This window comes from Sinanaerobacter chloroacetimidivorans (genome assembly GCF_018128545.1).
GTDB classification, from domain to species: Bacteria; Bacillota; Clostridia; order Peptostreptococcales; family Anaerovoracaceae; genus Sinanaerobacter; species Sinanaerobacter chloroacetimidivorans.
In genome coordinates this window covers 1-17,872 of the sequence record NZ_JAGSND010000019.1, presented here as the reverse complement: position 1 = coordinate 17,872, position 17,872 = coordinate 1, and the positions used below count along the sequence as shown (strand labels likewise).

The 17,872-nt window shown below is 41.7% G+C and carries 26 protein-coding genes; 8 read left to right on the top strand and 18 right to left on the bottom strand.

The window, feature by feature from the left end:
* Positions 1-67 precede the first annotated feature (67 nt).
* Complete coding sequence (locus KCX82_RS19165; RefSeq protein WP_227020102.1) at positions 68-346, top strand: hypothetical protein; 279 nt, start codon at positions 68-70, stop codon at positions 344-346.
* 90 nt (positions 347-436) lie between these two features.
* The gene (locus tag KCX82_RS19160) at positions 437-1,240 is read left to right on the top strand and encodes a DUF2935 domain-containing protein (RefSeq protein ID WP_227020101.1); all 804 of its coding nucleotides are present in this window, start codon (positions 437-439) and stop codon (positions 1,238-1,240) included.
* A 71-nt stretch (positions 1,241-1,311) separates the two neighbouring features.
* Here the strand turns inward: KCX82_RS19160 and KCX82_RS19155 are convergent, their stop codons facing one another.
* From KCX82_RS19155 to KCX82_RS19120, 8 genes are all read right to left on the bottom strand, one after another.
* Positions 1,312-1,809: an LURP-one-related/scramblase family protein gene (locus KCX82_RS19155; protein WP_227020100.1), complete on the bottom strand. Its 498-nt coding sequence runs from the start codon at positions 1,807-1,809 to the stop codon at positions 1,312-1,314.
* Positions 1,810-1,921: 112 nt separating this feature from the next.
* Entirely contained in the window at positions 1,922-2,965 is a 1,044-nt protein-coding gene (locus tag KCX82_RS19150) for an ABC transporter substrate-binding protein (protein ID WP_227020099.1), read from the bottom strand.
* A 185-nt stretch (positions 2,966-3,150) separates the two neighbouring features.
* The gene (locus tag KCX82_RS19145; RefSeq protein WP_227020098.1) at positions 3,151-3,822 is read right to left on the bottom strand and encodes an NAD(P)H-dependent oxidoreductase; all 672 of its coding nucleotides are present in this window, start codon (positions 3,820-3,822) and stop codon (positions 3,151-3,153) included.
* Positions 3,803-4,333 (bottom strand): flavodoxin family protein, encoded by a 531-nt coding sequence (locus KCX82_RS19140; RefSeq protein ID WP_227020097.1) that lies wholly within the window; start codon positions 4,331-4,333, stop codon positions 3,803-3,805. Before KCX82_RS19140 ends, KCX82_RS19145 begins: the two co-directional genes overlap by 20 nt.
* A 194-nt stretch (positions 4,334-4,527) precedes the next feature.
* Entirely contained in the window at positions 4,528-4,791 is a 264-nt protein-coding gene (locus KCX82_RS19135) for a hypothetical protein (RefSeq protein ID WP_227020096.1), read from the bottom strand.
* Positions 4,792-4,807: 16 nt separating this feature from the next.
* Positions 4,808-5,170, bottom strand: coding sequence for a YccF domain-containing protein (locus tag KCX82_RS19130; RefSeq protein WP_227020095.1), 363 nt, complete (start codon positions 5,168-5,170; stop codon positions 4,808-4,810).
* A gap of 70 nt (positions 5,171-5,240) precedes the next feature.
* Positions 5,241-5,777 carry an immunoglobulin-like domain-containing protein gene (locus KCX82_RS19125; protein ID WP_227020094.1) on the bottom strand — a complete coding sequence of 179 codons (537 nt, stop codon included), beginning with the start codon at positions 5,775-5,777 and terminating at the stop codon, positions 5,241-5,243.
* A gap of 57 nt (positions 5,778-5,834) precedes the next feature.
* Complete coding sequence (locus KCX82_RS19120; RefSeq protein ID WP_227020093.1) at positions 5,835-6,389, bottom strand: DUF1697 domain-containing protein; 555 nt, start codon at positions 6,387-6,389, stop codon at positions 5,835-5,837.
* A gap of 75 nt (positions 6,390-6,464) precedes the next feature.
* Between KCX82_RS19120 and KCX82_RS19115 the strand changes: the two genes are divergently transcribed.
* Positions 6,465-7,769 carry a Na+/H+ antiporter NhaC family protein gene (locus KCX82_RS19115; RefSeq protein ID WP_227020092.1) on the top strand — a complete coding sequence of 435 codons (1,305 nt, stop codon included), beginning with the start codon at positions 6,465-6,467 and terminating at the stop codon, positions 7,767-7,769.
* A gap of 57 nt (positions 7,770-7,826) precedes the next feature.
* Here the strand turns inward: KCX82_RS19115 and KCX82_RS19110 are convergent, their stop codons facing one another.
* Together KCX82_RS19110 and KCX82_RS19105 are read right to left on the bottom strand one after the other, a co-directional pair.
* Positions 7,827-8,372, bottom strand: coding sequence for a nitroreductase family protein (locus KCX82_RS19110; RefSeq protein ID WP_465250684.1), 546 nt, complete (start codon positions 8,370-8,372; stop codon positions 7,827-7,829).
* The gene (locus tag KCX82_RS19105; RefSeq protein WP_227020091.1) at positions 8,369-8,599 is read right to left on the bottom strand and encodes a DUF1653 domain-containing protein; all 231 of its coding nucleotides are present in this window, start codon (positions 8,597-8,599) and stop codon (positions 8,369-8,371) included. Before KCX82_RS19105 ends, KCX82_RS19110 begins: the two co-directional genes overlap by 4 nt.
* A gap of 237 nt (positions 8,600-8,836) precedes the next feature.
* On the opposite strand from KCX82_RS19105, the gene KCX82_RS19100 reads away from it, so the two are divergent.
* The gene (locus KCX82_RS19100) at positions 8,837-10,231 is read left to right on the top strand and encodes a PhoH family protein (RefSeq protein ID WP_227020090.1); all 1,395 of its coding nucleotides are present in this window, start codon (positions 8,837-8,839) and stop codon (positions 10,229-10,231) included.
* Positions 10,232-10,293: 62 nt separating this feature from the next.
* Positions 10,294-10,887, top strand: a complete 594-nt coding sequence (locus tag KCX82_RS19095) for a zinc dependent phospholipase C family protein (protein WP_227020089.1) — start codon at positions 10,294-10,296, stop codon at positions 10,885-10,887.
* Between the two features lie 10 nt (positions 10,888-10,897).
* On the opposite strand, the gene KCX82_RS19090 is transcribed toward KCX82_RS19095, so the two are convergent.
* Genes KCX82_RS19090 through KCX82_RS19085 form a run of 3 tightly spaced genes read right to left on the bottom strand, consistent with a single transcriptional unit; the run spans position 10,898 to position 11,964 of the window.
* On the bottom strand, positions 10,898-11,269 hold the full coding sequence (locus KCX82_RS19090) for a permease (protein ID WP_319633370.1): 372 nt from the start codon (positions 11,267-11,269) through the stop codon (positions 10,898-10,900).
* 6 nt (positions 11,270-11,275) lie between these two features.
* On the bottom strand, positions 11,276-11,491 hold the full coding sequence (locus tag KCX82_RS23180) for a hypothetical protein (protein ID WP_319633369.1): 216 nt from the start codon (positions 11,489-11,491) through the stop codon (positions 11,276-11,278).
* Positions 11,488-11,964, bottom strand: coding sequence for a permease (locus tag KCX82_RS19085; protein ID WP_227020088.1), 477 nt, complete (start codon positions 11,962-11,964; stop codon positions 11,488-11,490). The genes KCX82_RS23180 and KCX82_RS19085 overlap by 4 nt, the downstream gene beginning before the upstream one ends.
* A gap of 152 nt (positions 11,965-12,116) precedes the next feature.
* Between KCX82_RS19085 and KCX82_RS19080 the strand changes: the two genes are divergently transcribed.
* Positions 12,117-13,286, top strand: a complete 1,170-nt coding sequence (locus KCX82_RS19080) for a YibE/F family protein (protein WP_227020087.1) — start codon at positions 12,117-12,119, stop codon at positions 13,284-13,286.
* Here the strand turns inward: KCX82_RS19080 and KCX82_RS19075 are convergent.
* The 4 genes from KCX82_RS19075 to KCX82_RS19060 form a co-directional block, all read right to left on the bottom strand.
* Entirely contained in the window at positions 13,249-13,632 is a 384-nt protein-coding gene (locus KCX82_RS19075) for a C-GCAxxG-C-C family protein (protein ID WP_227020086.1), read from the bottom strand. The genes KCX82_RS19080 and KCX82_RS19075 overlap by 38 nt on opposite strands.
* Positions 13,633-13,780: 148 nt before the next feature.
* Complete coding sequence (locus KCX82_RS19070) at positions 13,781-14,458, bottom strand: S-layer homology domain-containing protein (protein WP_227020085.1); 678 nt, start codon at positions 14,456-14,458, stop codon at positions 13,781-13,783.
* 94 nt (positions 14,459-14,552) lie between these two features.
* Complete coding sequence (locus KCX82_RS19065) at positions 14,553-14,996, bottom strand: YaiI/YqxD family protein (protein ID WP_227020084.1); 444 nt, start codon at positions 14,994-14,996, stop codon at positions 14,553-14,555.
* 9 nt (positions 14,997-15,005) lie between these two features.
* Positions 15,006-15,497: a GNAT family N-acetyltransferase gene (locus tag KCX82_RS19060; RefSeq protein ID WP_227020083.1), complete on the bottom strand. Its 492-nt coding sequence runs from the start codon at positions 15,495-15,497 to the stop codon at positions 15,006-15,008.
* A gap of 184 nt (positions 15,498-15,681) precedes the next feature.
* Here KCX82_RS19060 and KCX82_RS19055 point away from each other — a divergent pair, with 184 nt between their 5' ends.
* Both KCX82_RS19055 and KCX82_RS19050 read left to right on the top strand, forming a co-directional pair.
* Complete coding sequence (locus tag KCX82_RS19055; protein WP_227020082.1) at positions 15,682-15,822, top strand: hypothetical protein; 141 nt, start codon at positions 15,682-15,684, stop codon at positions 15,820-15,822.
* Complete coding sequence (locus KCX82_RS19050) at positions 15,819-17,411, top strand: recombinase family protein (RefSeq protein ID WP_227020081.1); 1,593 nt, start codon at positions 15,819-15,821, stop codon at positions 17,409-17,411. The genes KCX82_RS19055 and KCX82_RS19050 overlap by 4 nt, the downstream gene beginning before the upstream one ends.
* Positions 17,412-17,549: 138 nt before the next feature.
* On the opposite strand, the gene KCX82_RS19045 is transcribed toward KCX82_RS19050, so the two are convergent.
* Positions 17,550-17,717, bottom strand: a complete 168-nt coding sequence (locus tag KCX82_RS19045; protein ID WP_227020080.1) for a hypothetical protein — start codon at positions 17,715-17,717, stop codon at positions 17,550-17,552.
* Between the last annotated feature and the right edge of the window lie 155 nt (positions 17,718-17,872).

Genomic DNA, 17,872 nt, shown 5'->3' with positions numbered 1-17,872 from the left:
TAGGAAACTTTATGCGATGTATCCTTGACTTTCAGGAACATCAAAACTTACCTAAGGAGAAGGAATGATGGAAAACTTATATCTTGAAACCGAAAATGGAAACGTTCCTTTACAAGAAGAAATTATTGAAAAATACCACCTCAGAAAAGGAACAAAATCCCCTTTTACCAGCAATCGTATCGTAGGGAAAAACGGAGAATTTTTTATGGAACCGGATCCTGAATATTATGAATATGAAGAGCTGAAGTCAGAAGGCTTTCACGATGATGGGATTGATCAAATGGATCACGGCTTTGAGGTGTCTACCTCTGAAATGATCGATATCGCACAGGGAGTTGACTCTTAATCCAGGTGATACGAATAATTCAAAAGCAAGGGCATATGTATTAATATTATATGAACTATTTAATATTATCATATTGATAGGAGGAGAACTATGGACGGTTCCAGTCTTCACGATACAGCCTTGTTTGAGCATCGTTTTTGGTTACAAATCATGGGTGATCATGCGTTTTTTATTTATAACGCCTTATCTCCGGGCGAGCTGAGTAGAATAGAAAAAGCCAATTATTTTTTTGAAGGATTTCAAGCGCTGCTGGAAGAAGCAAGAAAGCCTTTATCCGAAATTGAAACTCAGAATCTTACACGGGATGCACTGAAGCATACCTTGGATTTCAGAGCATATCAGCTGGAACTATTGCGGGATGAGTTAGTCGGAGAAATTGTTCTCGGCATTTCTCCGACTTTTATGAATCACATGCTGAATGAATCAGAGGAATATATCCGGATCATGAATTCTTTATTGAATAATGAGATACCGGTAGCAACCCCTCTTCATCTGCACAAATTATGGCTGCCTGACGCCTCCGGTCACGCAGAAATCATTGAAAGCGGATTGGATGGCGTGGAAAGGTCATTGAAAGAAACAAGCGCCGACTTCGAAGAGAAGTTTAATGGTTTAGCTTATAAAACAGACCAGTTTATTGGCTATACCAGAACGGGGGTTTTTGAATTCCCAGCCTTGAATCGTTTGAACGAAGAGGCAGATTCCACCATGCTATCTTTCATGGAATTTATACAAAGAGTTGCTTTGTTAAAGATTTCCAAGAGAGCACTAGGTACGCTGATGCCTTTGATAGCAGATCATATGTTCAGAGAAGAGTGCTATTATCTGACTCAACTTTCAAAAGTATCTCAAGTGGCCAGACCGAACTGTGACCCTGCCAGACCAAGAATATAATGACGATCATTAAGAGGTCTGATTAAGAAACCCCCTTCAAGAATCCTTCTTTGACGGGGGTTTTTTGTTTTCTATGTATTGCTGGTAACAATGGTACTGTTATTTTGAGCTTCCATTACACAGTCAATGGCCATTACTGTGGCAACTGCAAGGATTTCATTGACCCCTTCCGCAATTTCCAGTTCATAGCTGTCTCCCCAGGAAAACCAGGCTTTCGTAATAGACGCAATTTGTCCGTATTGATTGGTAATCATGTAATTATGATCCCAAAAATCACCTTCTACGCTCCAATCTGTACCACGTAACGAATATCTAGGCTTAAAAAAGGTAAACTCTTTGACTACCTCAACGGCAAGGGCATCATCAATGTACACCTCAAACTTTGGCAGCCAGGACATCACCTTCTGCTTAATAAAAGCGACTTCTTCTTTCTTTTCGTCATATAAATGAAGCTTATGCCCCCAAGAGAAAATCTCTCCCTCTACGTAATATTTGTCATTACCAAACTCGTCTTTAATAAAAAACTTGTCCGCCCAGGAAAATACTTTTTGTTTAATATAGAGCTTCATTGCGGTTCCCCCCCTCTTCTTACTTTATTATGACATATTTACGCCCATTTTGCCACTACTGTTTCGCTGAAATTCTTAAGGCGCATATACCGCTCACGTTTTCGCAAATCATTTATTGAGCGGCAGCTTCCTCCCAGTATTTGCTGGTGATGGTTTCTTCAGATATCACCGCCGGTTTTGAAAGAAGACCATATTTATAAGCAAGATCAGCAGTCTGCTCGACGGCATCCATGTCGATATATCCGATCTTTGAAGGATCAAAGCCTTCCGGCACTACCAGTTTGGCGACTTCTTTTGCCATACGGATCTGATGCTCAAGGGATACGCTCTGGTCTGCATCGTATACGATCTGACCTGCAGCCTCAGGGTCTGCACAGGCATCAGCCCAGCCTTTTATGGAAGCTCTCAGGAATCGGACAAATAAATCCTCATTTTCAGCCATCCACTCTTTGGATACAAATAGGCAGTCTTCCAGCATAGCAACTCCTGCATCATTCATGTCAATCACGTTCAGATCACTTTCTGCCAGCCCGGATTCCAGAAGCAAGACGTATTCGTTATAGGTCATCGCAGATGCTGCATCAATTCCAGCGCTTAAGAGCTGATTCATGGTGAAATCCTGCTGAACCAGTTCCAGATCCTTTTCTCTGTCAAGATTGTTTGCTTCCAGCAGGGCATAAATTTCATATTCATTGCCGCCAAACCAGGAGCCAACTTTTTTACCTGCTAAATCTGAAGGACTGGTGATCCCTGCGGAAGTCTTGGATACCAGCAGCATTGCGCTCTTTTGGAATATCTGGCCGACCTGAAGGAGGTCCCAACCTCCGGCTTGATACTTCATCAGGCTGGATACCCATGTGATGCCAACATCGGCAGTACCGTTATAAACCCGTTGTTCCGGAATGATGTCACTTCCTCCGGGAAGAATTTCAATATCAATTCCCTCCTCTTCATAATACCCCTTTTCAGCCGCCACATAATATCCCATAAACTGTGATTGGGGCAGCCATTTCGTTTGAAGGGTCAGCTTATCAAGTGCGTCTTCATCTCTTGTCCCCGTTGTTTTTTCAGATTTTCCGGAACCGCATCCTGCTGCGATAACGGAAATAAACAGAAATATGGCTAATAATGCCGCTAAGGTCCTTTTGCTCTTCATTGTAAATCACTCCTTGCTAATTGTTTCAAAATGATACTTGTTTTGTGAAGCAAACGAAAAGGAGCCTGTCTTGTCGAACAGGCTCCTTTGCCATCAATAATATATATATTAACACAATTTTCTTTCAATTCAAATAATATTAGCACAAAATATTTTGTGTTGATATTCATATGTGATTTTCATGTTCAGAATGAAATTTCATAAGGTCTGGCATAGCTCTCATCTATTGTTACTCCATTCTTTTTCAGCATTGCGCCCCAATAGTACCTATTGATCAGTTTTAATACAACTTTCATGATCAATTTATTTTGTTTTTTCTCAAGTTCCGGTGCAGAATAGGTATCCAGCTCTGCCTGGTCGAATTCTCCTGTTTTTGACAGTGTCTCACCGATGTCATGAATTCCTTTCATTATTTTTTTCATCCCAGATGTCTTCCCGGTGATAAGGCCGTCGCAGCCTCCTTTTATAACAGTACCAAAATATTGGCATCCAAGAAGAGAAGCTAATTTTTGATTGTATTTTTCAACAGGTCGCCCATGAACGGCCTCAATAAATCCGTATTGAACAAGAAATCCGAGCTTTTTTCCGTTACATTTTCTGCATAGTGGTTCCAATGCTTCAATAAAAAGCTTCAATCCTCCAGGCATAGCATAACAATATAATGGAAATGCGATGAGCACTGCTTCAGAAGCCTCAAAGATTTTGACCGCTTCCTCCATAGAGCTGAGTTTATTTAATTTATATAGCTGCACCACGTTGTCCTCCTGGGTTTGAAAGCCTTTTATGAAATGTTCCAGCAATACGTCCGTATTTCCTCTGCCCGGTTTTGGGGAACAGTTATAAATTGTCAATTTCATATGCTACCTCCTCTATTGATTGATTCATTGTTTTCAGAAAGGCTGACCTGGAATAAACCTTCCGTATGATTTCAAGATCATCTCCGTCCAAATGATCTTTGTTATCCAACAGCAAACCTGTCAGAAAGTCACGGTCATATCGTTGATAATGACCCATTCTGTCTTTCTCAAGCTTTAAGAAAGGATGAACCAAAGGAAGCAGCCTGTCATTCATCGTTTTTAAAGCTGCACTGACAAACCCCATCATGACCGGGGACGCCAGCAGGATGAAATCCGCCCATAGGTAGGTCTTTAAAATTTCCTCCTGGTCATCCTTCAGCGCACAGATCCCCGGAGTTTTCAGCCAGCAGGCATAGCATCCGATACAGTCTCCTATTTTCTTATCTCTCAGTCTGAATAGTCGTATGTCATTTCCCATAGAATCCAATGCATCTGCTAAAGCCTTGCAATAGGAATCGAAGTTCTGCAGTTCTTCTTTGGGATTTCCGTTGATAATGAGAATTTTTTTCATTCTGTTTCCTCCTTCTTTGGGTTGATTTTATAATTTATATTAGTAATTTAGTAATTTACTTATCTACTAATATATCCTTGAGCATCTCTTTTGTCAATGTTATTTTTATGTCATAAAAAATTCCAATAAAAAAGCCGATTAAGTTTTCTTTGCTCAACCGGTTTTTTATTATTCCGTCATTTCTACTTTTTTTATCAGTATCTGGTATGATTGATGATATAGCAAGACTTTTCATAATCATCTTTATGTACATAAAGATAATACTCGTAGGCATATTTCAGATTCAATCCCAGGGTTCCCCCATTTGAATGCCCTGCATCAAAGATACCGCGGTTATTTGGGTTTAGAACTTTATAGGTATATTTGATCTGATTATCTTGGAGAATGCCTCGAATCCTCCCGAAATCCTCCATGGAAAACCCATGATATACTTCTTTTCTGTTAAAAATCGTTATCATCCCTACCCCCTGAGATTTAATAAATCCTTGCGCCAAACGGAATCAGACCCAGCTGTGCAAACTTAAAATGCTGAATGCCGAAAGGGATACCAATTACCGTTATACATAAAAATAGACCAATAACAAGATGGGTTACCGCAAGCTCCCATCCGAGAACGATCACCCAGATAATGTTCAAAATCAGCCCTCCGGCCCCAAAATTTCCAAGTTCGATCTCCCTTCCAAAAGGCCATAGCACGAAGCTGGAGATTTTAAAACATTGAATGCCGAAGGGAATGCCAATAATGGTTACACATAAGAGCAAGCCTGCAATAAGCCAGAATATCGCTCCAAGGATACCGCCGAAAATAAGCCAAAGTAAATTGCCAATGAAATTCATGCTGATTCTCCATTCAATAAAGTTTATGATATCAATAAATAACGAATAGATTTTACCATATTCAGGTTCATTATAGGAAATGAAATATCCGAATTTTAAATACTGCCGTAAGGTAATAGATATCGGAATCTTTGCTTCCGCTTAAATGAATTGGTTTCACGAGACGGTAGGTGCCGCTTTCCAAATGATTACCGTAGAGCCAATTGAAAGCAAGGGGTTCTTCCCTGACAGAATCGGGTTTTAACGGGTGGCCCTCCATGGTCCATAATCCGTCAAATTTGGAGGGAGCATAAGATAATTGATACCATCTGCCATTTTCAAACTTCTCCAGATAGAATTCCGATCCATAGGTATATTGCCTGCCGGTTTTATTTTTAAAGGAATAAATCATTTCGTCGACATTATACCGGTAGGCCCCCTTTGTGGTTCTTAATGTTACACCCTCCAGATTATCTACAGTTTTAAAAGGTGTTTCATCGGTCATTTGCGGGGTAAAAGAAGAGTCGGATCGATAGGCATATTGGTCGACGACCGCCAGTGTTATCACGGCTGCTATGATAAGAATCGATATTATAATATTCTTGTTAAGGAGTACTGTCCTGCTCATAATCTCACCGTAATATCCCAATAAATCAGTACAGCACCGATACTGACCAATATAATATTATATTAACTTTTGTTCGTAGTTGTTAACTTCCAACAGCTTCTTTGCTGTATTGGCATTTCGAATAGTAATATTCCGGTAGGTTTTTGTCCCGACTATTTTGGACCACCGGGTCCGGGAAAAGGTTTTGAGCGGAGCGGACCAAAATATGATCTCATTACAGACAGCTATTTTTTCATATTCCGGTTTTATGCTGCCGACCTCTGCGATCACTTCTTCGGCAGTAGCAGGCGGAATGACAAAGATGGCATTATGCTTTGATTCGGAATCTTCATCCCACCAATCCGGAGCATGCTCTAAGGCTTCCTTTAATGTATCGACATGGATCAGCACGATACCAATGGGAAACCCGAATTCCTTTTCAATCATTTTTGCGCATTCCTCAGTCAGCCTCCTGAGTTCTTGTTCCTCGCTGTCAAAAAGGACATTTCCGCTGTTGATATAGGTGATGACATTCTGATATCCCGCATGCTCAAAGCATGCTTTTAAATCACTCATGGAGACCTTATTTTTTCCGCCGACATTGATTCCGCGAAGCAGTGCAATATATCTCATAGCAGGAGTCCTTTCTATACTTGTCTCCCCAAACCTTCTGGTATATACTGTTATAGGTGTAAACAGGGGGTCAAAATGGATTTGATTATCGCTTTTATTATCTTTATCATTGCAATGTTCCTATGTATCGTAACGAATGCCACCATGGTCCTGGCGCTTCTGATAGGATATGTTTGCTTTATTTGTGTCGCTTTACGAAGAGGGAATAAACTATCGGCTTTGTTCCGGCTTTCCTTAAATGGATTGAAAGATTCTTTGATTGTAGTGTTCGTTCTCTTTATCATCGGGGTTTTAACTGCATCCTGGCGGGCAAGCGGAACCATATTATTTTTTGTTTATTATGGGATAAAAATCATTACGCCCAATTTGTTCTTGATCGTTACGTTTCTTCTAACCTGTCTCCTATCCTATGCCATTGGGACTTCCTTTGGTGTAGCCGGAACCTTAGGAGTTATTTGCATGGCTCTTGCCCGTTCGGGCGGCGTAAATGAGATTATTACCGCAGGTGTCATCATGTCAGGCATTTATTTCGGAGACCGCTGTTCACCCGCTTCCTCCAGCATGATCCTTACGGCAGCGGTAACCAATACTGACAGCAATATAAATATGAGACAATTGCTAAGGACTGGATGGCTGCCTGCCATCATCTGCGCTGTCATTTATACCTTCTTGTCCTTTCAAAATCCATTACAGCATGTGGCTACGGAAATTTTCACTTCCATAGAAAGGGACTTTTCCATCTCCTTTTGGATATCCGTACCCGCTCTCTTTATGCTAATCTTGCCCCTTTTTAAAGTCGATGTGAAAATTGCCATGGGTCTCAGTATCCTCAGTGCCGGCATTGTCAGTATCTTTCTCCAGAACATGCCGCCGCTTGCTTTTTTTCAAAGCTGTATTATGGGGTATTATGAAAACGGCGGGTCTCTCGGCTCCATGCTCAATGGCGGCGGCCTGGTATCGATGCTTGAGATCAACTGTATCCTTCTGATATCCTGTACTTATTCTACCATATTCGAAGGGACCGGCATGATCCAGGATCTGCAGAATAAGCTGGAACACTATATGGTAAAAGCGGGGCGCTTTTCGGTTACAGCTCTCAGCGGAATCCTTTTTTGCGCCATCTTCTGTAATCAGACCATCGCCACGACCATGAGCGCTGCCATCCTCAACCAGCCTTATAAAAATCAAGGCGGTACATCTCAGGAATTAGCCATTGATATCGGCAACTCCACCATTGTGATTGCAGGCCTGATCCCCTGGGCCATTGCCTCATCGGTGCCCCTCAAATTTATGGGGGTAGGTTCCGAGGCGCTGCTCTACGCTTTTCTGCTGTACACAATTCCAATCTGTTACCTGTTTACAAAGAAAAGACCACTTTAGGTTACATACCTTGCATTACAAAGATTCTATGCCTTCCTTTACCGCTTTCAATCTATATTACCAACTTTCATAGTGTACTATTTCTTCAAGCTTCTTTCGCGGACGCGGCTTCGGTGCTTCATCTGCATATCCGAGAGTGATAATGCCTACAACATATTTGTCAGCAGGTATATTTAAAATAGGTCTGATTTCTTCTTGGGTAAACCATGCTACCCAGCAAGCCCCTAGCCCTAAGTTTTCTGCTTGGAGCAGTATGTGCTCCATTGAAATTGATGTATCTCTGATTATTTGTTTCAGTTCTACCTGCGGGCTATCCTCTTGTAACGATACCGCTGTTTGTTCTGTCATCCTGCAGCGTATATCTGCGACACATACTATAAAAACCGGTGCTGAAATCATCCAATTTTGTTTATGTGATGCTTCAGCTAATTTTTGTTTGCTTGCCTCTTCTTTCACTAAAATGAAATGCCAAGGCTGTGTATTACTGCCAGATGGGGCAAGTCTCGCACTTTCAAGTAACTGAATTATTTTTTCGTCTTCAATGGGCTTATTCCTATATTTTCTTATACTTCTGCGCTTTTCAATCTCTTTCATCATACTCATAAGTTTCCCTCAGTACTGCAAAATTCAAATCTTTTCATTAATTTTCCATTATATTCTACTGTTTCAGCCCACATCGAAGCCGGTCTGACCCAAACTCCGCAATCACCATAAAGTGCTTGATAGACTACCATGTTCTCCATTGTTTCAGAATGTTTGGCAATATGCAAAACCATGTACTCATTCCCTTTAAAATGCCTATATCGGCCGGGTTTTATTTCTGCTTCCACTTGAATTCTCCTCTTCTATATCTAAGGGTTTATTTTTTATTTTAAAATGAAAAAATACAGAAACATGCGATCTGTCTTACCTGTATTTTAATCCCACTAGCTCTATTTTTCAACATATTTCCTCCGACAAGAAGACAAATTTTTCCATATTCTACATTTTACATAGATTTTACACGCTCTTAAAGCAGTTCTTCCTTTCATGAACTATACTCTAGATAGAGGAAGGGGGTTTCTGACTTGATCAAAAATTATATCTTAGACACAAATGTACTGATTCATTTTCCCGGCTGTATTCACACTTTTGAAGACAACCACATCATCATCCCATTGGTATGCCTTGAAGAACTGGACAATTTAAAGAAAAAAGATGGCATTCTGGGGTACCAGGCAAGAGAAGCAATCAGAGAAATCAATAACGTGAGACAGTACGGCGATATCCATAACGGGGTAAAGCTTCCTGGGGGAGGCACGCTGAGAGTTGAGCTGAATCATATGAATCCTGTAGATATTCCAGATGGTGTAGATTTAAATAAAAATGACAATAAGATTCTGACAATCGCGTTAAATATTAAGAATGAGTCTAAGGATATCAGCACAATTCTCGTAACGAAAGACCTCTGTGTGGCAATCAAGGCCGAAGCCCTGAATCTGGAGGTTCAGGACTATCAGAACGACAAGGTGGATGTCGATCAGATTTATAAAGGCTATAAAGAAATCACACTTCCCTCCACCCAAATCGACAAAATCTATAACGGCGGGCTCAAACTGAGTAAAAAGACAGGGCTCACCGCCTATCCAAACGAATTCTTCTGTATCAAAAGCTCCGATCACAGTTCTCACGAAACACTTGCCAAATATGACGGAACCAAAATCGTGCCTTTGGGTTATGCAAACGATAAGGCCTGGGGGCTGACGCCAAGAAACAGAGAACAAAAAATGGCTTTCGAGCTTCTCATGGATGAAGACCTTCATCTTGTCACTTTAAGCGGTGGTGCAGGAACAGGAAAGTCCATCCTTTCCGTAGCCGTTGCTCTTCAGAAAGTCATCGAGAACAATGTTTACGACAAAATCATTCTGGTAAAGCCTGTCGTTTCTGCCGGAGATCCCATCGGGTTCCTGCCCGGAACAGAGAATGCAAAGCTGAAGCCTTTTATGGACTCATTCGGGGACTCCATTGAAAGTCTGATGACAGAACGCAGCAAGAAACAAACGGCAGAGAAAAACAGCAAGCTTAAGAAAAATGCAAAAAGAAATATGGAATATCAGGAAAAGCCGGCATTTTCCGCAGAAGGATTTTTGGATCAGTACCGGGAGGCCGGTATCATTGAAATGAAGACCTTCGCCTTTATGCGAGGCAGAACGCTATCCAACGCTATGGTTATCATCGATGAAGCACAGGAGATGACCCCACATCTGGCAAAGCTAATGCTCACAAGAGCCGGTCAAGGAGCAAAGTTTGTTATGATCGGAGATCCCTCCGACAATCAGATTGACAATACATTAGTGGATTCCAAATCCAACGGGCTCGTATATGTCATTGAAAAAATGAAACCATACGAAATCACGGGACATATTTCACTGGAAGAAGTCGAAAGAAGTCCTCTGGCCAAGATCGCCGAGGAATGCTTATAAACTTACCGAATATTTTAGAATTGGAACGAAGACCCCAGGGCCTTCCCAAAGGAGGGAACAGCTTGAACTTTTTTACCCATATTACCCTATCCAAAGCATTATACCGTCACCTCTCCGGAACATTGGCACTGAATAGAAAATCCTTTATTTACGGCAATATCAAGCCGGATTTATCGTCCAGGTGCCTGCGAAATCCTCATACGCTGGAAAACTATCTCTTTCTAGCCTGTGAATATGCCGGCCAATTGGTGGTCGGCGACCTCTCCAAAGAGGAATTGTCCGTAAAATTAGGAGAGGTTTGCCATTATCTATGTGATTTTTTCTGCTACTACCATCTGGAAACCGACCGATACCACAGACTCGCCTCTCATTTTCTCTATGAAATACACCTGCATCTATCCATATTTAAAATGAAAATCTTGAGAGAGCTACCTTTCGGCCCCATAACAAAACTGCCCCGGTCAAGCATTTCAGCCATCGTCCTGGAAATGCGCAGAAATTACCTTGCCGGTTCCATGAGCCCCGCAAAAGATATCGACTACGCATTTGCTGCCGCCCTATGGACCTGTGAATCCATTTTACATTACAGAGGGCAAATGGAAAAGAGCGAAAAAGAGCTGAACGCTGCGGCAGAATCCTATCATTTAATATCCTAATCAATCTTTGTCAAGACATCAGATGACTTTTCTCATAAATCGTAGTCTTTTCTTCCTTGGTCAGAAGTTTTTCTGTAAAATAGGCAATTACTGCAATCCCTGCTATATCCAAAGCCAGCCGCAAAGCTGTAAAGGGTACTCCCAAGGCGGAAGCTTCGAAGAGTAGCTGTGGTATCTTCGTGGTGGACCATGCGCCAAGCATGATCAATACATTGGACAGTTTACTTCCCTTACGGAGCAAGACCCCCGCTACCGGGAACGCACCATACAGGGGACCGGCGGCTGCCGATCCGATAAAGAAAGCAAGGATGACCCCAAGGAAGCCGGATCCTTCTCCCATATACTTCACCATCGTTTCTCTCTTGACCCAAACATCCAGCAATCCCAATTAAATAAAGATCGGCGGAATCACCGAAAGCATATCCACCATGCTTCCCCAAGTGATTTCCATTGATCTCCTTCCTAACTCGGGAGACACAAATGCCAGGATAAGATATAAAATGATGAAAGCCAAAAAATATCGATACCTCTTCATGATATTTTTGACTCTCTTTCCGATGCTTCCATTCTGCAATGATTCTTTCTCCTGTTGTTTGCCGTTCATGAAAGCACCACCCCCATCACAAAAGCCGCAAATAAAGAAAAAACAAAGGCAGATGCATTACGGATCAACGTTGCCTTCTTCCCAAAATATTGAATTTCTACAGGAATCGTTATAATTCCTACCATCATCAGCGTTGACACAAAGGCAGCAATCTGCATATAGCCCGCCCCGCTTTCCAGCAGGGCTGCAGCCAACGGAAATGCTACAAAGCCAGGGATTAAAGTAATAGAGCCAATAGCTGCAGCTATAAATACTCCCGTCCAGCCTGAATTGCTCCCTAACAGTGAGGAAATCTGTTCCGGGGTCAAAAGAGCCAGCATCACGCCGATCAAAATCAAGATGGATAAAAGTTGGGGCAATATATTTTCAAATGCCTTCCAGGCCTTTTTCAACGCTATTTTTGTCTTTTCCCGGCTCTTTAAAAATGATGCAAAGAGTGCAGTAATCGCAAGAACATAAAAAGTCAGAGTCATAGATAAGCTCCTTTCCGTTTCCCTTCAGGTTATGTTTAATATCCCTATTATACTTCGTTTCGAGCATATGTCAATAATTATTTTTCCTTTTTATTGACATCCATATGTATCGGTAATAATATTAAATGGATAAAATCAGTAGGGGTGAAAAAATGAAATTAAATTTGAAGTTAAAACGGAATAAAAAAGATTATATCGTATATTTTCTGACGATCATCCTATCTTTGCTGCTCCTATACGCAGGTAATCAGTATGCAATGAAAGGTGTGGATTTCTTTGATGATGAAGCAATTTACAGCACCAAAGCAAGGGTTGTAGAGATCCTTGACAGGAAAACCAGCGAAACGCAATATTACCCATCCACAATCATTGAAGAAATTCATGTGAAGTTCACCTGCGAAATTTTGACCGGAGAGCATAAGGGAGAAATTGTAGAAGCTGCGCAGAATATTGATTCCTATATCATGCACGAACTGAAAGAAGTTGAAGTTGGAGACAAAATCGTTCTCTATGAACTGAGGGATGAAGGTTTTCAAACCGATTGGACTCTCGTCCAGTATGTTCGGGCCGATACAATGATATGGCTGGGGGCGGCCTTTTTTGTTCTGCTGCTTTTGTTTGGCAGATTCAAAGGTTTTAACACGATTATTTCTCTATCCTTTACCTGCCTGGCTATCTTTTTCGTATTTATTCCCTCAATTTTATCCGGGAAAAATATTTATCTATGGTCTATCCTTACCTGTATCTTTACCATCGCTATGACATTGATGGTGATTTACGGGGCAGGTAAAAAAAGCTATGCGGCAGGGCTGGGATGCTTTGGCGGTATCATCGTCAGCGGTGCGCTGACCCAGTTGATGAGCAAAATTCTTGGTTTAACTGGGCTTGTCAGTGACGAGTCCTACTATCTTACAATGCTGGAAACAGAAACGCCTATAGATTTAAAAGCCATTATCTTTGCCGCCATTATCATCGGAGCTATGGGAGCCATCATGGATGTGGCAATCTCCATCGCTTCCGCTTTGTATGAGATCAAGGAACAATCCGAGCATCAGACACCGTCATCCATGATCCGATCCGGCATTCGGATCGGACAGGATATGATGGGAACCATGGCCAACACATTAATTTTGGCCTATATCGGAAGCTCCTTATCGGTTGTATTGCTGCTGCTAACCTATAACAGTTCCATGCTGGATCTTATGAACCGTGAAATGGTAATCATTGAAATACTCCAAGCCCTGATCGGAAGCATCGGATTATTGTTCACGATTCCTTTAACCTCTATCGTGTGTGGTCTGCTTTATACGAAACGTTCTTGATATTCTTTAAAAATTCCGCACTTTTTTCCACACAGCCAAGGCAGGGAAGCTTCTTCTCTGCCTTGATTTCTTTACAGATTACTGAACCGGCATGTTTGATAAAAAAGTCTTTCAATTCTTCCGTTTTTTCCGGGGCTATCCGTTCCAGTGCATATTTTGCAGCATAATAAGCGCCACATACCCCTTCGGGTGCTCTTCCTCCTCCATAACTCTTAAAAGATGCCACGGCATCCTTCTCAATATGAAATTTATCCTGAAACACATGGATAACGGATTGAGCACAGTTCATTCTTTCTAATCCTTCTTCTTTTCCTAAAAAAAGGTTTTTTGCTTTGGTAATCGGCATTGTTTTCCTCCTAATTCCTGTCTGACCCTTGATGTCAGAAATCAATAAAAAGTCCCCGCTTTTACTTAGCAGGAAACAGTATTTCCACTAAAAAAAATAAGGACTAACAGTCCTTATTTATTTTAGTTCCAATACGATCCTATGTCAATTATGATTCGGTTGTCGGAGCAGGATGAGCTCTCAGATATTCCAATGCATTGTAGACTTCAGCTGCTGCTTCTGCTCGTGTGATTTCAGCTTTGGGATTTAAAGTACCATCCTCCTTCAAACTCAAAATTCCATAAACGACAATTGCTCTTTGAATGGATCCGCTGTAGTCAACTGTTATTTGGTCTTCATCTGCAATAGCAACAGGATTTAACTTAATCAACGGCAGACTGTTATGCAGTTCCATGGCACGTACCAGATAATGCGTAAACTTTTCCTTGGTCCAGCATTCTTTCGGATCCAGATCTGCCGGAAGCTCGATTCCGTTCACCGCTGCAATAATAAGCGCTTCTGCATACCAGGCATTGTTGTCTGCTTTTGGGAAGTAATCAGTAGCCTTGGGTTCCTTGATAAATCTTACAGCATCAAGATTTAATCCCAGCGCATTCACCAGCATCTGTATTCCCTGTGCTGCCGTTACTGTTGTTCCAGGGGCAAAACGCTCGTTCCCAACCCCTTTTACAATTCCTTTTTCATAGAGTGCAAGAATTTTATCCCTGGCAGAATGCTCGGTAATGTCTGTAAAAGGATTTACAGCTGCAAAACTCTGTCCTGTCAGTGAAATTACAAGAAGCGCTGCCACAGCAGCGGCGGTTAGTTTGGATTTACATTGAATCATTTCTTTCACCTCGTCATCTTTTCACTTATACACGTATATAGTTAAGACGAGGACCAATGGAAAAAGGTTCCTCACTTTTTTATGATTCTTAATACTACCTTGACCGATTGTCTTCAATCAACCTTCTGAAGGCCTCCTCAAATGCAGCATCCTGAGAAGGCTTCCGCTTTGCGCTTCCCTTCCATTTTCCGCCTGCATTCCTTATTTTCCTGGCCGTGTGTCTTTGCATCAGCAGGCCGTCAATATTATCGCTGTTATAGACCATCCCATTCTGATTGATCGGGACAGTCTCCCTTGCAAGACACATGGCTGCAAGGCCGTAATCCTGCGTAATAACAAGATCCCCGGGTTCAAGCATATTCACGAGAGCAAAGTCTACACTGTCCGCCCCTTTGGGTACGGTAATCGTCCTTGCTCCGGATTTTTCTATGTAATGCGAGGTATCACACAGGATTAAGCATTCCAAATTATATTCTTCTGCAATTCTAACAGCTGTATCCACTACGGGACAGCCATCCGCATCAATCAGTATTCTCATTGCGTATCCTTAAAAGTTTAAAGTCATATCATACCAAACAGCACCGCCGTGTGTTGATCCGGAAATACCGTTATTGATAAACCCAAATTTCTCATAATAATGAACCAAATGATCCTTGCAGGTAAGAACCACCCTTTTCTTGCCTGCAGCTTTTGCTCTCTCGATATATTGCCACAATAGTTCTGCAGCTATACCTCGTTTCTGATATTCCGGAACCACATCCAGTCCAAAAACTGTTAAGGTTTCACCTTCCGGCTTATGCAGTCCTGTATTATGATACAGTTCATCAAAAATTACCCGACTGTCAGTGGAACATCCATTGATAAATCCCACAAGCCTTCCATCTGCTTCCGCACCCAGAAAACAATCGGTAAAAACCCGCAGCCGTTCTTCCAGGGTTTCTCTTGATGCCGCTTCCGCTTCCGGAAAACATTGATTCTCTATGCTTGACAATTGATCCAAATCCTCTAAAGACACTTCTCTGATGATAATCTGATTCATATGTCCCCCCTCCTTCCTGTTTCTATCTTAGCATATCTGCAGCACTCCTGCTATAGATTTGTCCTGTAAATTCCGTTAAATTTCAATGATCTGCGCCAATTTAACCAGGCTTGTTCTGGCATCTTTGCAGTACGGCGGGCATAAGATAAAATTACAAAATCGTAATGAAAAGAGGATGGTCATCATGAACAGCAAGTTTTTGGTGAAAGAAACATGCAAAAGCACCGAAAAAGAAACCAAAGCAGAGTATCTGAAGAAAATCCTTCAATTCATACAGAATGATCTTCCTTTCAAGGAAGGAACAGGGAGGTGGCCGTTGACTTGAAACAGAACGTGGCTGCCATATACTGCCGCCTGAGTAAAGAAGATCTTGACAAAGATTTGGGCAAAACCGTCAGTGAAAGTATAAAAAATCAGAAAACCATGCTGGAAACCTACGCGCTGGAGCAGGGCTGGCAAATTTATGACTGCTATATCGATGAAGATTACAGCGGTTCCGACCGCAACCGCCCGGAATTCAACCGCCTGATCACAGATTCACTTCTGGGTCATTTTAATATCGTTCTGTGCAAAAAACAAGCAAGATTTGCAAGAGACATAGAATACGTGGAAAAATATATTCACGGCCTTTTCGCTGAAAAACAGATACGATTTGTAGCCTTGCTGGACAACATTGACACAGGAGAAGCTGCCCGGTCTTCCCGAAAAACTTCTCAGATTAATTCTCTGGTAGATGAGTGGTATCTTTCCGATCTGTCGGATAATATCATATCCTCTTTAAATGCGAAGCGGAAAAATGCCGAATTTATCGGATCCTGGGCTCCTTATGGATATCGGAAAAGCCCTGAAAATAAAAATGCACTTGTAATAGACCCTCCTGCCGCTGAAATTGTAAGAGAAATATTTTCACTGTACGAGAAAGGAAAAGGAGTCAGCACCATAGCCCAAACCTTGAACCGCCGAAGAATTCCAAATCCCTTAACCTATAAGCAGCATCAAGGTGAAAAAATCAATCCGAATCCGGATATGCGTACAGATAAAAGTCATTTATGGACTCCCGGAACCATTTCCGCGATACTTCACAATCAGGTCTATATCGGTTCCTTAGTTCAGGGAAAATTTAAAAAAGCGAGCTTTAAAAGCAAAAAGCTTCTTCGGATTCCGAAATCCGACTGGATTGTGATTCCAAACTGCCACGATCCCGTTATCGATGAGAGAATGTGGAATTCCGTTCAAAGGCAGCTGCAAGCGAAGAGCAGGGTTTCGACGAAGAAAAAAAGCTGTCATACCCTTGCCGGAAAGGTATTTTGCGGAGAATGCGGTTCTAAAATGGTATCCTCCGGAGGAATATCCGGCAAAAGAAAAGTTACTTACTTATGTTGTTCCAGGCATAACCTATTCAGAGAAGATTGTCCCGGCTGCCGTATTGAATCCGGTAAATTGGAGGACATACTTCTGGAACGAATCAATGCATTGAATCAGAAGTTTTTCGACGAAGAATACCTGCTGCCCCATCTGACCGGCAGTCTTCCAAATCTGCAATCAAAGGAAGAAGCTCTGAAAGAAAAGCTGCAGGGAATTTCAAACAGTATCCACGGATTAAAAAGAAAACAGGAAGTCGTCTATCTTGATAAACTGAATGAGTATATAACCGCCGATCAATTTCTTTCCATTAAGAAAAAACTGAACCGTGAGCAGGAATTGCTGCAAACCCAATATGAGTTGTTAGAAAAGGAATTACTTTCTTTAGAGGAAGAAGGTTCAACGATGCAGGATCCAAGAGAGCTTCTTTCAAAATACAGAAATATCACGATCTTATCCTATGATTTGGTGAACCAACTGGTGGATTCCATATACGTCTCAAAGAGAAATAAGGGAGAACCCCAGGAGATTGTCATCAATTGGAGCTTTTAAACGGGAATTCGGGTAATCATGATCAATTTCAAACCAACAAGGCCGCCGCATGATCTGGCAGCCAATTTATGCCGGAAGCTATTATAGCGTTGTGTTTCCTGTGAAAAGAAAATCATAGTTCCTGTACAGCTTTGTGTATTATCCACTGGCTTTGTACAGCTTGCTCCGCAGCAATCGGCAATTTGCACAACCTTCCCATCGCTGTTCCCGAATCAGATTAAGGAAAGCGATACTGCAGAAAATTGCCCGGATGTTGGAGGCGTAACCGATATCTGTGATGAGGTCTGCGATATCTGCGATGACCATGATCACAGACGGCCCAGAAGAAGATAAAAAAAATAGTGTCGCACGCGACACTATTTTTTTTTATTTGATTTATTTCTATTATTCGTTTGATGCCTTGTATTTCTTTAATGCTTCTGTTAATTTGGGAATGATAACTTTTACGTCACCAACGATAC